Here is a 14,581-nt window from a genome sequence, read left to right as displayed (position 1 = left end):
CTTTTTAGCAGACAACCCTGCGAAAAGCCCGCGTATCAGACAAGCGGATCAACTTGCCACTGGCCACCCTTAAGTACCAGGCGGCGGTTGACAGCCACTTCTTCGGGCTTGACGCCCAGATCAACAATCACGGTTTCACCGGCGTCGCGCAGACGGCGCACGGCTGCAATCAGTTCAGCGTCATCGCCGGCCGGAGCCAGGATGGCGGCTGCGGTTTCCGGGAACGGCAAACGGCTCAGTTCACGCATATCCAGACTGAAACCGGTGGCCGGACGGGAACGACCAAATTTTTCGCCCACGCTGTCATAGCGGCCACCGCGCGCCACGGCATTGGCAAAGCCATTGGCATAGGCGGCGAAGACCAGACCGGTGTGGTAATCGCTGCTGCGTACTTCCGCCAGATCAAAGCGCACTGCAATACCACGCATCTTCAATGCGGCAAACAGGGTTTCCAGCGCGGCCAGCGCAGCATTCACCCCAGCCAGCGGCGGCATGGCAGCGCGTGCGCGCGCCAGCACGTCATAACCGCCGTACAGTGCGGGCAACGCCTGCAAACCAGCGGCAATGGCCGGATCCAGACCGGCCGACAGTTCGCACAACGTGGGCAGGTCTTTCTGCTGCAGGGCGCTGAAGGTCTGATCACGCAGATCGCCCTTCATACCGGCGGCATCCGCCAGCGCGTGAAAGAGGCCAATATGCCCCACATCCAGCCGGGCGTTCTTCAGCCCGGCGAAGGCCAGGCTTTCAAACATCAGCTCAATCACTTCCACGTCAGCGGCGACATCCGCGCAGCCGTAGATTTCCGCGCCAATCTGACGTGGCTCACGTGTGGACAGAATGCCGTCCGGGCGGGTACTGACCACAGAGCCGGAGTAACACAGCCGCGCGACACCCTGGCGGTTCAGGATATGAGCATCAATCCGTGCCACTTGCGGCGTAATGTCTGCGCGCAAGCCCATCTGACGGCCAGTCATTTCGTCGACCAGCTTGAAGGTTTTCAGATCAAGCGCGGGATCATCATGCAAAAACAGGGATTCAACGTATTCCACCAGCGGCGGCATGACGAGTTCATAGCCGTAGCGGGAGAAGAGATCGAGCAGACCACGGCGCATTGCCTCAATCTGGCGAGCTTCGCGGGGCAGCACATCGGAAATATATTCCGGCAGAATCCAGTTACGCATTTTCAAACCAGGAGTGTTGCGGACTCTCAAAAATCCGCATGACAGAAAATCCAGACAAATCAAGGCCCTGGCGCGCAGGACGCACCGGGGCCGTGATTTTCGTATCGTATTATCTCATGAATGCCGCCCTTCGCGGGCAAGAACTGCCACAAGGGCCTTCATGAATGGATGTACAAGGTCAGACTACCGCACATGCATATCGTGCATGCGGGGCCTTTGCAATATGCACAGGCCCCGCAAACACAAGCAGCAAAAGCCCTCTGACGTGAGTGCAAACGCCAGGAAGGAGGTGTGCTTACTTGCCTGCCTTGCCAGTCGCACCGGGGCCAGGATTCTTCATGTACTTGAAGAAATCGGCGCTAGGATCGACCACCATCAGGTCAGACTTTTTGTTGAAGCTTTGCTTATAGGCTTCCAGGCTGCGGTAGAAGGAATAGAACTCGGGGTTCTTGCCATAAGCATCAGCGTAGATCGCGGCAGCTTTGGCATCGCCCTCACCCTTGAGCGCTTGCGCCTGGCTGTAGGCATCGGCCAGCAATACTTCACGCTGACGATCTGCATCGGCCTTGATTTGTTCAGCGGCAGCAGAACCTTCTGCACGCAACTGATTGGCCACGGCCTTGCGCTCAGACTGCATGCGCTCGTACACGGAGTTCAGCGTGCTGTCTTCCAGTTCAACGCGCTTGATACGCACATCGACCACGCGTACCCCAATCCGCGCCGCGTCAGCATCAGCCACTTGCTGCACCCGTGCCATGACAGCATCACGCTGGCCTGAGATCACGTCTTGTACGGTGCGTTTGCCGAACTCGTCACGCAGCATGTTGTTGACGGTATTGCGCAGACGATCACGCGCCTTGCTTTCGTCCAGACCCACCGCGCGGTAATAGCGCTCCACATCCACAATCTGCCACTTGATGTAGCTGTCGACCTTGACGTTCATCTTTTCAATGGTCTGGATACGGGCCGGCTCAGCCTCGTCAATGCTCTGGATCCGGCTATCAAAGTAACGCACGTCTTGCAGCAGCGGCACCTTGAAGAAAATACCCGGCTCTTTAAGCACGCGCTTGAATTCAGAGAACTGGAACACCACGGCGTACTGCCGCTGGTCCACCGTGAAGAGCGCCAGGCTCAGCACGAAAAGCACAACCAGTATGACCGCAAGGGTCGGAATAATTCGATTCATGACCACTCCCTGTTATCGTCCGTCGCGCCCGGCACGGTCCGCCGCCGGAGCGGCAGCCGTGGTGGCCGGGGTGGCATCTGCGCTGGTGTCAGCCGGTGCTGCCGGCTTGGCCACATCCGCAGACGGAGCGGGATTGGTCGACTGGATCAGTTTATCCAGTGGCAGATACAACAAATTGCCGCTGCCCTTCTGATCCACCAGTACCTTCGTGGTCTTCTGGAACATTTGTTCCATGGTATCCAGGTACATGCGTTCACGCGTTACTTGCGGAGCCTTGGCGTACTCGGTCGCGACCTGCTTGAAGCGCGATGCATCGCCTTCTGCCTGCGAGACCACACGCTGACGGTAGCCCTGCGCCTCTTCCATCAGGCGGGCAGCCGTACCGCTGGCCTTGGGCACCACATCATTGGCGTAAGCCGTACCTTCATTGATCAGGCGCGCCCGATCCTGCCGTGCCTTGACCGCATCAGCAAACGCGGTTTGCACCTGTTCCGGCGGCTGCACGTCCGAGATATTGACGCGGGCAATGGTAATACCGGCCCCGTAGCGGTCCAGCAGATTCTGGATCAGGTCTCGCGTGTCTTCGGCAATCTTGCCGCGACCTTCGTTCAGCACGTAGTCCACCTTGTTCTGGCCGACGACTTCACGAATGGCTGTTTCTGCAGCCTGCTTGACCATGTCCTTGCCATCGCGATCCACAAAGCGGTTGTTGAAGGCAAAGTCTTGCGCAGACTTGAGGGTGTATTGCACTTCAAGCTGCACTTGCAGGATGTTCTGGTCGCCCGTCAGCATGATCGACTCATCGCTGCCGTTGTCACCACGACCGCCAACTTCCAGACTGCGGATTTCGGTCACGTTGATGATTTCGCGCGCTTCAATCGGCCAGGGGTAGTGCCACTTCAGGCCTGACTTGTTGACGGTTTCGACATAGCGGCCAAAACGCAGGATGAGCGCGTTCTCACGCTCATCGACCACGTAAAAGCCGGAGGCCAGCCACAACACAACAACAATGCCGATAATCGCAACAACGCCCGTGCTGCCGCCCGGAATACCGCCACGGTTACCCGACGATGACGGCGGCCGATTGCCACCGCCAAAGAAACGGGACAGCTTGTTGGTGAAGTTACGAATGATTTCGTCCAGATCGGGCGGGCCATCCTTGCGGCCACCACCCCACTGCGGATCGTTTTGACTCATGGGATCTTGTTATTCCTCGACGGGTTGACTCATTGCATCGACCAGCGCGCCCCGCAGCAAATCGAGCCCTTCCCCCTGCGCGGCGCTTACACGAACCGCACGGATTTTATCATACTCGTCATGCTCGACTGCTGGCGCAAGCCCTTTCAGGTCGATCTTGTTCCAGACCATCAACTGCTCGATGTGTTCCGCACCTACTTCATTTAAAACTTTGTTGACTTCTTCAACTTGCATGTCACGCAGCGGATGATTGACATCAACAACGTGCAACAACAGGTCTGCCTGGATGGTTTCTTCCAGCGTGGCGCGGAATGCGGCCACCAGTGTGTGCGGCAACTGGCGGATAAATCCGACCGTGTCGGAAATGACCACGGAATGCTCTTGATCCAGGAACAGCTTGCGTGACGTGGTATCCAGCGTGGCAAACAACTGGTTTGCCGCGTAGATATTGGCCTTGGTCAATGCATTGAACAGCGTGGATTTACCCGCATTGGTATAGCCCACAATGGAGACCGAAAACTGGTTGCTACGTTCACGCGCGCGCCGCTGGGTCTGCCGTTGCTTCTGAACGGTTTCCAGTTGCGTCTTCAAGCGCTTGACGCGGATACCCAGCAAGCGGCGGTCGGTTTCCAGCTGCGTTTCACCCGGGCCACGCAGACCCACCCCGCCCTTTTGTCGCTCAAGGTGAGTCCAGCCGCGGACAAGACGCGTGGACATGTGCGATAACTGCGCCAGTTCAACCTGCAACTTGCCTTCGGCAGTCCGGGCCCGCTGGGCAAAGATATCCAGAATCAGCGTGGTGCGATCCACGACACGACACTGAATGGCCTTTTCCAGGTTGCGCTCCTGCGCCGGAGATAACTGATGGTTGAAAATCACCAGCTCCGCCTGGTTGGCACGTACCGCTTCGGCAATTTCTTCAACCTTGCCGGTACCGGCGAAAAACGCCGGATCAGGCTTGCGCCGGCTACCCTCGATCATGGCCACCGGCGTCACGCCGGCAGACTCGACAAGTTGCACGAATTCTTCCTGACCGTCGCGGTAGTCTGGCTCATTGAAATCAAGACAGACCAGAACCGCCCGGTCCCCGCCTTTGTGGCGTTCGAACATAAGTTTTCTGGATCACTGGAACAAAAGATGAAAAACATGTGCCGGCGAGAGTTCGCCCCGGCACGGCCGTACCTAGCAATATGGCAGCATCCGGCCAGAAAAAAACCCCGGGGGCCCAAACCTCCGGGGTTTTTTTCTACCAGTCAGACTGATCAGGCTTCCGGCGTGGCAGCGGCAACCGTGGCCGATTGCGGGTGCTCATGCGGAATATTGACCGGGCGCGACGGCACAACGGTCGAAATGGCGTGCTTGTACACCATTTGCGTCACGTTATTGCGCAAAAGGACAACATACTGATCGAACGATTCGATCTGGCCTTGCAGCTTGATGCCATTCACCAGATAGATGTAAACCGGAACGTGTTCTTTACGCAGGATGTTCAGGAACGGGTCTTGTAGCATTTGCCCCTTGGTACTCATGTTTTAATTCTCCGATGCGTTATTGTTGGTGGTGAATCGCAAATCTTCTAATTTGCTTTGCTTTTTACAACCTGTCTTACGCTTATAGTACAAAAGCTGTTAGCTGCCAATAGGCAAGTTACCATTGCCTGGCCGCAAAACATGCTATGGCCGAAGCGGTTTTTTGGCCCTGTGGGCCGCCAGCTTCTTGCGGCTTTCTTCTTTTTTGCCCGCAACCACCTTGCGGCGGCGTTCCATCAAACTCTGCTTTTTCGGCTCTTCCAGTTTTTCCTGGAAGGGGTTATCCCCGCGTTTGAACTGTACGCGCAAGGGTGTACCTTGCAACTTGAACATGGTCATGAAGCTGCGTTCAAGGTAACGCCAGTACACGGCCGGAATCTGTTCCAGCGCGTTGCCATGCACCACCACTACCGGCGGATTGGTACCGCCCTGGTGAGCGTAACGCAGCTTGGGGCGAATCTTGCCGGACAGCGGCGGTTGCTGACGCTCCACCATAAGTTGCAGCGCACGGGTGAGCTTGGGCGTTGGAATCTTGATCATCGCCGCGTGATACGCCTGGTCGATGGATTTGAACAAATCACCGACACCCTGCCCGCGCAAGGCAGAGATGTAGTGGAATTTGGCAAAATCAAGGAAGGTGAGCTTGCGGTCGATCTCGCGCTTGATACGGTCACGCTGTATTTCGTCGGCGGATTCCCACTTGTTGATGGCCACGACCAGCGCGCGGCCGGTTTCCAGCACAAAACTGGCCAGCCGGGCGTCCTGATCAGACACTTCTTGCGTGGCGTCGAGCACCAGCACGGCGACGTTGGCGTCGGTCACGGCTTGCATGGTCTTGATGACCGAGAATTTCTCGATCACGTCATCAATCTTGCCGCGACGGCGCATACCGGCTGTGTCGATAATGGTGTAGTGCCGGTCGTTACGCTCAAAATCGATGTATACCGAGTCACGCGTCGTACCCGGTTGGTCGAACGCAATGACGCGCTCTTCACCCAGCACCGCGTTCACCAGCGTCGACTTGCCCACATTGGGGCGACCAATCACCGCAAACTTGGGGTGATCGGCTTCGGCCGATTCTTCGTCAACCGGGAAGCGTTCCAGCACTTCACTGATGAGTTCGCGCACGCCCTCGCCATGAGAGGCAGAAATGGCGGTCGGTTCGGTCAGGCCCAACTCGTAAAAGTCGGCCACCACAACGCCGCGGGTCATCCCCTCAACCTTGTTGACGGCCACCCAGACCGGGCGCTGGCTCTCACGCAGGCGCTGCGCAATGATCTTGTCTTGCGGGGTAATGCCGGTACGGCCATCCACAATGAAAATCACGGCATCGGCTTCGTCTACGGCCTGCAGCGTCTGGCGGGCCATTTCATGCAAGATGCCTTCGTCCACCACCGGCTCAAAACCGCCGGTGTCGACTACAAAATACGGACGATCACCCACCTTGCCGTGACCGTAGTGACGATCTCGGGTCAAGCCGGGCATATCGGCGACCAACGCATCCCGCGTTTTGGTCAACCGGTTGAATAGTGTGGATTTGCCCACATTGGGGCGCCCTACCAGGGCAATCGTTGGCTTCATGCGTTTACTTTATACCAACCGAATAAACATCGCCCTTTTGGGACTGCAAGATCAGATGGTCAGAGAAGGTTTGCGGTGCCGCGGCGATACGGCTGCCGTCGGTTGCGATTTGTGCGACGAAACTGCCGTCGTCTTCGTTCAAGAGGTGAACGTAACCCTGGTAATCCGCCACAGCGACGTAACCACCAAGGATGGAGGGTGCACTCACGATACGTGCGGCCAGTTTGTCCTGATCCCAGACACTACGGCCGGTTTCATGCTCGAAAGCGCGCACATGGCCTTGATCGTCGGTCAGGAAGACCTTGTTACCGTCAACGGCAACGCCTGAATAACTGGAAGCTTCACGCGACCAGACGGTGGAACCACTGCGGCGGTCAAAACAACCTACGCGACCCTGGTAAGCGGCAGCGCAGACAGAGCCCCCACTGATCAGCGGTGCGGAAACAACGTCGGCGACCCGCTCGACCTCAGTGGCCCCTTTGGGCTGAGCGACCACGTTATCCCACAGCACACGGCCATCTTCAGCCGACAATGCGGCCAGGTGACCTGCCGGCAAGCCGGCGTACACAACGCCATCTGCCACAGTGAGAGGCGCATAGTTGCGCAGGGTCAGGGTAGGCAACTGGCGAGAGAACTGCCACTTTACCGAACCGTCGGCAATCGACAGGGCAGAAATCTTGCCATCACCGGTACGTACCAGCACAACGTCGTTGGCAATGGCAGGCGGCGCGACAATTTCGCTGGTCGCCTGGCTATTCCACAGCGGTTTGCCGTTGGCATCAAAGACATAAACCATGCCCTTGAGAGTGCCGACCGCAACCACACCATTACCCGCACCAACACCACCGGCAACCGGTTTTTCCAGACGGACTTGCCATTGCACGGTGCCACGATCCAGTTTGTACGCAGTCAGGCGATCAGGCGCGCCCGCCACGACCATCAGGTCACCCAGATTGGCCGGCAAGAAACGCAGGAACTCCGACTCGCTACCGGCAGAAGCACGCCACTGTACAGCCACGTTGGCCGTGTTCTTGACTACGGGGAGCGGCGACGGTGTGGGCGCATTGCTGGGAGCGGCACAACCGGCCAGTGCCAGGGCTACTGCGCTCAGGCACAAACCACGAACAAACTGACGTTGCAAAGACATATCAGGAATTTCCGAGAGCAGCGAGTTTTACTTCAACAAAGCGGGCATTACCGGCGCTCTTGTCGAGCTTGGCTAAAGCGTCTTTATATGCATCACGGGCACCGGCGGCATCGCCCTTGGCGGCCAGAACATCGCCGCGCGCTTCGGCAAACAATGCGGTGTAAGACTCGTTCTCACGACCACTCAGGGTCTTGAGGGCAACGTCGTACTGTTTCTGGTCAAGCTCAACTGCGGCCAGGCTCATGCGGGCGGCGTCACGCACGGCAGATTCCGCCGAATGGGCAATCACCCAGGTCAGTTGATCCGTAGCCGTTTTGGTATCGCCAGCGTCCGCAGCACCCTTGGCGGCCAGCAAAGCGGCGCGGGTGGTAAACGGGCTGTTCGGGTAATCTTTCTTCAGCGCGTCCGCTTGCGCGCCGGCCTTGGTCGGATCTACGCCGTAGGCTTTCTCGAAAACCGAGTATTCGTCGCCAGCGGCCTGCGCCTGTTTGTTGGCGTACCAGTTCCAGCCAGTCCAGCCCAGATAGCCAATCAGCGCGATGACGACTGCGCCTGCTACAAACCTGCCCCAACTTTCCCAGGCTGCCTTCAGTTCGGCAATCTGTTCCTGTTCTTGCAAATCAAAAGCCATTCTGATTTCCTGTTGTGCTGCTTGTTATGTGGATAAATGCGCCGTCATCGCATGACGTCGCATCGGTGATCAGGTTTCGGATTATGCCCGAATTTGCGCGGCAAGGTCGGCCAAAGGCAATGTCACTTGTGCGCCAGCGCCCTCGCCTTTCAGCGTTTTCAGATTGGCTGTGCCGTTGGCCACTTCTTCATCACCAATGACCACGGCAAAGCGCGCACCAGAGGCATCGGCCTTCTTGAATTGCGATTTGAAGCTACCACCACCGCAGTTGAGTACCACGGCAAACCCGTCGCTACGCAAGGTATTAGCCAGCTTGAAAGCAGCCGTGCCAGTGCCGTCGCCGGCATGCACCAGATAAACATCGGGTTCTTGCGCCGGGGGCACAATGCCTTGAGCTTCCAGCAACAGCAACAGGCGCTCAATGCCCAAGCCAAATCCGACCCCTGGACAAGGCTTGCCACCCAGTTGCTCGACGAGGCCATCATAACGGCCGCCACCACCGACCGTGGCCTGAGTACCCAGTTCGGTGGTCGTCCACTCAAACACGGTCAGATTGTAATAATCCAGCCCGCGAACCAGACGCGGATTGATGACATAGGCGACACCCGCGGCATCCAGCAGCGCCGTCAGCGTTTCGAAGTGGGCGCGGGATTTTTCGCCCAGGAAATCCAGCAGACGCGGCGCGTTGTTGGCCATGTCTTGCAACGCCGGATTTTTGGTATCCAGTACGCGCAGCGGATTGGTGTACAAGCGGCGTTGGCCGTCTTCATCCAGTTGGTCCTTGAAACCTTCCAGATACTTGATCAGTTCTGAGCGGTGCGCTGCCCGCTCGCTCGCCTCACCCAGGGTGTTCAGTTCCAGTGTCAGGCCCGTCAAGCCGAGACGCTTGAACAGGTCGGCCAGCATGACAATCTGCTCGGCATCCACATCCGGACCTTCAAACCCGAAAGCTTCAGCGCCGATCTGGTGAAACTGGCGATAGCGCCCTTTTTGCGGGCGCTCATGCCGATACATCTGCCCGATGTACCACAGGCGCTGCGTCTGGTTGTACAGCAGACCATGTTCAATACACGCCCGTACAGTACCGGCCGTACCTTCCGGCCGCAGTGTCAGGCGCTCGCCATTGAGCTTGTCCTCAAACGAGTACATTTCTTTTTCAACGATATCCGTGTGCTCGCCTACACCGCGCACAAACAGGTCGGTGGACTCCACGATCGGTGTGCGGATTTGCTTGTAGCCGTAGGCGTTGAGCCATTCACGCGCGACAGACTCCAGGTACAACCAGGCAGGCGTCGCAATCGGCGAGCCTTTGGTCACAACGGGCAACGCGTCGTTCATGCCGCGAACGCCCTCAATGTTTTTACTCATTTGATCAATCCGGTATGGGTAAAGACACGCGCCGCCCATTCGGGGCGGCGCGCAGCGGTCAGATTTGTTTAAGTGGAATCGTACGCGGCGCGGCGGTTTCCCGTCGTTTGGCCCCGCCTTCCTGATAGCGCGTCAACACGTAGTCCTGCACGATGGCGAGGAACTCTTCAGTCACCCGATCACCTTTGAGCGTTACTGTTTTTTCGCCATCTACGTAGACCGGGCAAACCGGCACTTCGCCGGTGCCCGGCAAGCTGATCCCAATGTCGGCCAGCTTGGATTCACCCGGGCCATTTACGACACAGCCCATCACCGCCACCTTGAGGTCTTCCACGCCGGGGTATTGCAAACGCCACACCGGCATCTGCTCACGCAAAAACTGCTGAATACCCTGAGCCAGTTCCTGGAAGACAGTGGACGTGGTCCGACCACACCCGGGACACGCCGTGACCAACGGGGTAAACGAGCGCAAACCCATGGTTTGCAGGAGTTCCTGCGCCACCACCACTTCTTTGGTGCGATCGCCACCCGGCTCTGGCGTCAGCGAAATACGCACGGTATCGCCGTAGCCTTCCTGCAACAACACAGCCAGGGCGGCGCTGGAAGCGACGATCCCTTTGGAGCCCATGCCGGCTTCGGTCAGCCCCAGATGCAGCGGGTAATCACAACGGCCGGCCAGATCACGGTAGACGGCAATCAGATCCTGCACGTGCGACACCTTGCACGACAGAATGATCTTGTCAGGCGACAGGCCCCAGGACACAGCCTGTGCGGCTGAATCCAGCGCGGATCGAATCAGCGCTTCGCGCATGACCGCTTCGGCGGGCAGCGGTTTGGAGAGTCTGGCGTTTTCATCCATCAAACGCACGGCCAGCACTTGATCAAGCGAGCCCCAGTTCACGCCAATGCGCACTGGTTTGTCATATTCGACGGCTTTTTCGATCATGAACGCAAATTTCTCGTCCTTTTTCGAACCCTTGCCGACGTTACCCGGATTAATGCGGTACTTGGCCAGCGCCTCAGCACAGTCCGGGTAGTCGCGCAGCAGCCGGTCACCATTGAAGTGGAAATCACCGACAATGGGCACGTCGCAATCACGCGCCGCCAGCATGTCGCGGATGCGCGCCACCTGCGACGCGGCTTCCGGGCTATTGACGGTAATCCGCACCATTTCCGAGCCTGCGCGCCACAGATCATAGATCTGGTCTGCCGTTCCCCTGGCATCTGCGGTATCGGTATTGGTCATGGACTGGACAACGATCGGGTGGTCACTTCCCACCCATACGTTGCCGATACGCACCTGCCGGGTAGCCCGGCGCGGAATGTTGTCGGTAATCATGATGTTTGCTTCTGCTTTCAATGCCGCTCGGTCGTTGTTGTTATTTCAGTTCGAACGTAGCGACTTGTGTTTTCGTGTATTGCGACAAATCCACGACCTGACCACGCAGCCAGACACGGGTTTTTGGCGCATTGCCAATCTTGATACGATACGGCGGCGTGCCACCCAGACTGCGATCAGAACCTGCAGTGAGCAAGTTGCTGACGAGGCGATTGCCATTGGCATCGACTACCTGCACCCAAGTGTCTTCATCCGCCACGATACGCAGTTCACCATTGCCAATCACGGCCGGCGTGGGCGTCGGGGTTGCACCCTGTGCCGTCGCCACCGGCACACTGGTCGGCACGACGGTCGGAATCGGGGTCGGTGCTGCCGTGGGTTGCACAACCGAAGCCACAGCGACCACCGGTGCCGAGGCGGCCACGTCAGACGCAACCGGGGCGCTGGCGATCTCTACAACAGGTTCAGACGCCGCTTGTGGTTCAGACGCCACCTGGGCCGCATTCAGTTCAGGTGAAGGCGGTTGCTGCAAATACCAGAAAATTGCCCCAAGTGCCGCGCAAAACGCCAGCACAAAGCCGGCAATGCCCAGCACCCGCCCACCACCACCGCCACCACCATTGCCGACGGAGAATGAATTGTTTTCTTCCACCAGATGCGGCAAAGCCACCTGGACACGTTCACGCGGCAACAAGGCTTCCAGCTGGGCCAGCAAAGGCGCCGGATCCAGTTGCAGCAATTTGGCGTAATTGCGCACAAAGCCACGGGCAAAGGTATTGCCCGGCAACTGGTCAAAATGATCAGATTCGATCGATTCAATCTGGCGCGCCGACAGCTTGAGCTGCGTTGCGACATGCTCAAGGCTCAGGCCCAATGCTTCACGCTGGGCTTTGAGGCGGGCTCCAGGCCCGAATGCTGGCGCGTAGGTTTGTTCTTGTTCGCTCATCACGGATGTTTCCGCCGGTCAGACTGGGACCGGTTTACGAGGTCCAATGCAGGTAAGGCCGCTTCAGTTAAGCTGACCGCTCAACAGACGGGTGGTTTCGATGGAGTCCGGGTACTGGCTCTTGAGCTGATTGGCCAGACGGGTTTCCGCCTCGGTATTGCCGAGCGCATGCTCCAGACGCAGACCCATCCAGGTCAGCCCGGAACTCGGTTGCACCATCCGCTGCAACTCGTTGTAGTACTGACGGGACTGGACGTAATCCTTGGTGCGCAGGCCCTGCTCTACCAGTTCCTGGCGCGCCACGACACTATCCGGACGCAGGCGCAATGCCTGCAGGAAATAACTGTTGGCCGCTTTTTCGTCCTTCAGACTCACCGCGCATTGTCCGGCATTGACGAAGGTCTTATCGCCATTGGCGTACAGCGGATTCTTCACCGCCACAAGATAATGCTGGATACCCTCTTGCTGACGCGAGTGATTACACAAATACCAGCCAAAGTTATTGTTGATATCCGAGTCATTGGGCGCAATGCTGAGGGCTTGCTGGAAATTGGAAACCGCCTTGGCATCATCATGCAACTCGGCATAAATCAGGCCCAGCACCCCATAGGCCGGGGCATAGCGGCTGTTGGAACTCAGCGCTTCTCTGACCTCTTGCACCGCTACCGTATATTGCGCGCGCTTGAGGTATTCCGCCGCCAGTTGCGTATGCAACATGGCGCGTCGGTCAGTTTGCGACATCTCGTCGTCGGAAGATGCAGCCTGCACCCAAGGTGCGGCAAGGCTTGTCATGGCAAAGCAAATCAAGGAAACCATGTACCGCCGGATCATTCCACTTCCCCTGTATTGGTATTTTTATCTGAACTGGATGGGCCGCGTCTCCGTCGCCATGCGGTTGGCTGTGCGACGCGTCTTGTCCTGTACCTGACCGGCCAGTTGGCCACAGGCTGCATCAATGTCATCGCCGCGCGTTTTGCGGACAGTGACGATGTAGCCAGCGTTCATCAGGATATCCCGGAACGCGAGGATAGCATCACGGCCGGAACGGTTGTAGCCCGAATTCGGGAAGGGATTGAATGGAATGAGATTCAGCTTGCAGGGGGTGTCGCGCAGCAACGCAATCAATTCTCGTGCATGCTCTGGCTGATCGTTCACACCGGCAAGCATCACATATTCAAAGGTAATGAAGTCGCGCGGCGCCTTTTCCAGATAGCGGTTACAGGCTGCCAGCAACTGCGCCAGCGGGTATTTCTTGTTGATAGGCACGATTTCATCGCGCAGACGATCGTTGGAGGCGTGCAGACTGACGGCAAGCGCCACCGGCACCGCATCACGCAAACGATCCATCGCCGGCACAATGCCGGAGGTGGACAAGGTCACACGGCGGCGCGACAAACCGTAGGCATTGTCGTCCAGCATCAGCCGCAGGGCTTTGACCACATTTTCAAAATTGGCAAGGGGCTCGCCCATGCCCATCATCACCACGTTGGTGACAATGCGGGTATCTTCGTTGACAGGCACACCGACGCGGGCCTGTTCGGCACTCAGGCGGCGATTGGCCCACCACAACTGACCAATGATTTCGCCCACGGAGAGATTGCGGTTAAAACCCTGGGCGCCGGTCGAACAGAACGAACACTCCAGCGCACAACCTACTTGCGACGAAATACACAAGGTGCCGCGATCATCCTCAGGAATGAACACGGTTTCGATGCCGTTGCCGACATTGACATCCAGCAACCACTTGGTGGTGCCGTCGCTGGCCACATGTTCAGCCAGCATGGCGGGCGAGCGCACGACTGCGCCCGCCGCCAGTTTTTCCCGAAAGCCCTTGGCAATATCGGTCATGTTGTTGAAGTCGGCCTCACCGTGCTGGTGAACCCACTTCATCAACTGTTTAGCGCGAAACGGCTTCTCACCGTAGCTGATCATCAGCTCGGTAAGGCCTTCGGCATCGTAATCCAGCAAATTGACCGACATACCAGTGCTCCCGCGTCGTCTACGCCTTAGCGGCTGTAAACTTCGCTAGCCGGGAAGAAATAAGCGATTTCGATCGCGGCGTTTTCGGCGCTATCGGAACCGTGTACAGCGTTTGCATCGATCGATTCAGCGAAGTCGGCGCGGATGGTGCCCTTGTCTGCCTTCTTCGGATCGGTTGCGCCCATCAGGTCGCGGTTCTTCAGCACGGCGCCTTCGCCTTCCAGCACCTGGACAAACACCGGGCCGGAAACCATGAAGTCAACCAGGTCCTTGAAGAAAGGACGTGCTGCGTGCACTGCGTAGAAGCCTTCAGCTTCAGCACGGGACAGTTGCTTCATTTTGGCAGCAACCACTTTCAGGCCGGCGGACTCGAAGCGATCGACAATCTTGCCGACGACGTTCTTGGCAACAGCGTCCGGCTTTACGATCGAGAGGGTACGTTCAATAGCCATTTGTTTTCCTACTCCAGGTTGATTTGACTTAACTTGTTTCTACG

14 protein-coding genes are annotated in these 14,581 nt (G+C 57.8%); all 14 read right to left on the bottom strand.

Annotated elements, in window-relative coordinates:
- Positions 1–35: 35 nt before the first annotated feature.
- The 14 genes from HNQ50_RS05305 to ndk all read right to left on the bottom strand — a co-directional run bounded on the left by HNQ50_RS05305 (position 36) and on the right by ndk (position 14,537).
- Positions 36–1,181, bottom strand: a complete 1,146-nt coding sequence (locus HNQ50_RS05305) for an ATP phosphoribosyltransferase regulatory subunit (protein WP_184098346.1) — start codon at positions 1,179–1,181, stop codon at positions 36–38.
- Positions 1,182–1,476: 295 nt separating this feature from the next.
- On the bottom strand, positions 1,477–2,367 hold the full coding sequence (gene hflC, locus HNQ50_RS05300) for a protease modulator HflC (protein WP_184098345.1): 891 nt from the start codon (positions 2,365–2,367) through the stop codon (positions 1,477–1,479).
- Positions 2,368–2,379: 12 nt separating this feature from the next.
- Positions 2,380–3,564, bottom strand: a complete 1,185-nt coding sequence (gene hflK, locus HNQ50_RS05295) for an FtsH protease activity modulator HflK (RefSeq protein ID WP_184098344.1) — start codon at positions 3,562–3,564, stop codon at positions 2,380–2,382.
- Between the two features lie 9 nt (positions 3,565–3,573).
- Complete coding sequence (gene hflX / locus HNQ50_RS05290; RefSeq protein WP_184098343.1) at positions 3,574–4,674, bottom strand: GTPase HflX; 1,101 nt, start codon at positions 4,672–4,674, stop codon at positions 3,574–3,576.
- Positions 4,675–4,826: 152 nt separating this feature from the next.
- A complete protein-coding gene (gene hfq, locus HNQ50_RS05285) occupies positions 4,827–5,093 on the bottom strand; it encodes an RNA chaperone Hfq (protein WP_184098342.1) in 267 nt (88 codons plus the stop codon).
- Positions 5,094–5,237: 144 nt separating this feature from the next.
- A complete protein-coding gene (der, locus tag HNQ50_RS05280) occupies positions 5,238–6,674 on the bottom strand; it encodes a ribosome biogenesis GTPase Der (RefSeq protein WP_184098341.1) in 1,437 nt (478 codons plus the stop codon).
- 4 nt (positions 6,675–6,678) lie between these two features.
- On the bottom strand, positions 6,679–7,821 hold the full coding sequence (bamB, locus tag HNQ50_RS05275) for an outer membrane protein assembly factor BamB (RefSeq protein WP_184098340.1): 1,143 nt from the start codon (positions 7,819–7,821) through the stop codon (positions 6,679–6,681).
- Position 7,822: 1 nt separating this feature from the next.
- The gene (locus tag HNQ50_RS05270; RefSeq protein ID WP_184098338.1) at positions 7,823–8,452 is read right to left on the bottom strand and encodes a YfgM family protein; all 630 of its coding nucleotides are present in this window, start codon (positions 8,450–8,452) and stop codon (positions 7,823–7,825) included.
- Between the two features lie 81 nt (positions 8,453–8,533).
- Positions 8,534–9,820, bottom strand: coding sequence for a histidine--tRNA ligase (hisS, locus tag HNQ50_RS05265; RefSeq protein WP_184098336.1), 1,287 nt, complete (start codon positions 9,818–9,820; stop codon positions 8,534–8,536).
- A 58-nt stretch (positions 9,821–9,878) separates the two neighbouring features.
- On the bottom strand, positions 9,879–11,159 hold the full coding sequence (gene ispG, locus HNQ50_RS05260; RefSeq protein WP_184098334.1) for a flavodoxin-dependent (E)-4-hydroxy-3-methylbut-2-enyl-diphosphate synthase: 1,281 nt from the start codon (positions 11,157–11,159) through the stop codon (positions 9,879–9,881).
- Positions 11,160–11,199: 40 nt separating this feature from the next.
- Complete coding sequence (locus tag HNQ50_RS05255) at positions 11,200–12,105, bottom strand: RodZ domain-containing protein (RefSeq protein WP_184098333.1); 906 nt, start codon at positions 12,103–12,105, stop codon at positions 11,200–11,202.
- 63 nt (positions 12,106–12,168) lie between these two features.
- Positions 12,169–12,897, bottom strand: coding sequence for a type IV pilus biogenesis/stability protein PilW (pilW, locus tag HNQ50_RS05250; protein ID WP_184098332.1), 729 nt, complete (start codon positions 12,895–12,897; stop codon positions 12,169–12,171).
- Positions 12,898–12,960: 63 nt separating this feature from the next.
- Entirely contained in the window at positions 12,961–14,085 is a 1,125-nt protein-coding gene (rlmN, locus tag HNQ50_RS05245; RefSeq protein ID WP_184098331.1) for a dual-specificity RNA methyltransferase RlmN, read from the bottom strand.
- Between the two features lie 26 nt (positions 14,086–14,111).
- Positions 14,112–14,537, bottom strand: a complete 426-nt coding sequence (gene ndk, locus HNQ50_RS05240; RefSeq protein ID WP_184098330.1) for a nucleoside-diphosphate kinase — start codon at positions 14,535–14,537, stop codon at positions 14,112–14,114.
- Positions 14,538–14,581 lie beyond the last annotated feature (44 nt).

The organism is Silvimonas terrae (genome assembly GCF_014202765.1).
GTDB classification, from domain to species: Bacteria; Pseudomonadota; Gammaproteobacteria; order Burkholderiales; family Chitinibacteraceae; genus Silvimonas; species Silvimonas terrae.
This window is presented reverse-complemented; position numbering and strand designations above follow the sequence as displayed.

Coding starts and splice junctions, on each gene's coding strand:
- bamB (WP_184098340.1), bottom strand. CDS start 7,821: ATGTCTTTGCAACGTCAGTTTGTTCGTGGTTTGTGCCTGAGCGCAGTA.
- der (WP_184098341.1), bottom strand. CDS start 6,674: ATGAAGCCAACGATTGCCCTGGTAGGGCGCCCCAATGTGGGCAAATCC.
- hflX (WP_184098343.1), bottom strand. CDS start 4,674: ATGTTCGAACGCCACAAAGGCGGGGACCGGGCGGTTCTGGTCTGTCTT.
- hflC (WP_184098345.1), bottom strand. CDS start 2,367: ATGAATCGAATTATTCCGACCCTTGCGGTCATACTGGTTGTGCTTTTC.
- rlmN (WP_184098331.1), bottom strand. CDS start 14,085: ATGTCGGTCAATTTGCTGGATTACGATGCCGAAGGCCTTACCGAGCTG.
- HNQ50_RS05270 (WP_184098338.1), bottom strand. CDS start 8,452: ATGGCTTTTGATTTGCAAGAACAGGAACAGATTGCCGAACTGAAGGCA.
- ndk (WP_184098330.1), bottom strand. CDS start 14,537: ATGGCTATTGAACGTACCCTCTCGATCGTAAAGCCGGACGCTGTTGCC.
- HNQ50_RS05305 (WP_184098346.1), bottom strand. CDS start 1,181: ATGCGTAACTGGATTCTGCCGGAATATATTTCCGATGTGCTGCCCCGC.
- HNQ50_RS05255 (WP_184098333.1), bottom strand. CDS start 12,105: ATGAGCGAACAAGAACAAACCTACGCGCCAGCATTCGGGCCTGGAGCC.
- hfq (WP_184098342.1), bottom strand. CDS start 5,093: ATGAGTACCAAGGGGCAAATGCTACAAGACCCGTTCCTGAACATCCTG.
- hflK (WP_184098344.1), bottom strand. CDS start 3,564: ATGAGTCAAAACGATCCGCAGTGGGGTGGTGGCCGCAAGGATGGCCCG.
- hisS (WP_184098336.1), bottom strand. CDS start 9,820: ATGAGTAAAAACATTGAGGGCGTTCGCGGCATGAACGACGCGTTGCCC.
- ispG (WP_184098334.1), bottom strand. CDS start 11,159: ATGATTACCGACAACATTCCGCGCCGGGCTACCCGGCAGGTGCGTATC.
- pilW (WP_184098332.1), bottom strand. CDS start 12,897: ATGACAAGCCTTGCCGCACCTTGGGTGCAGGCTGCATCTTCCGACGAC.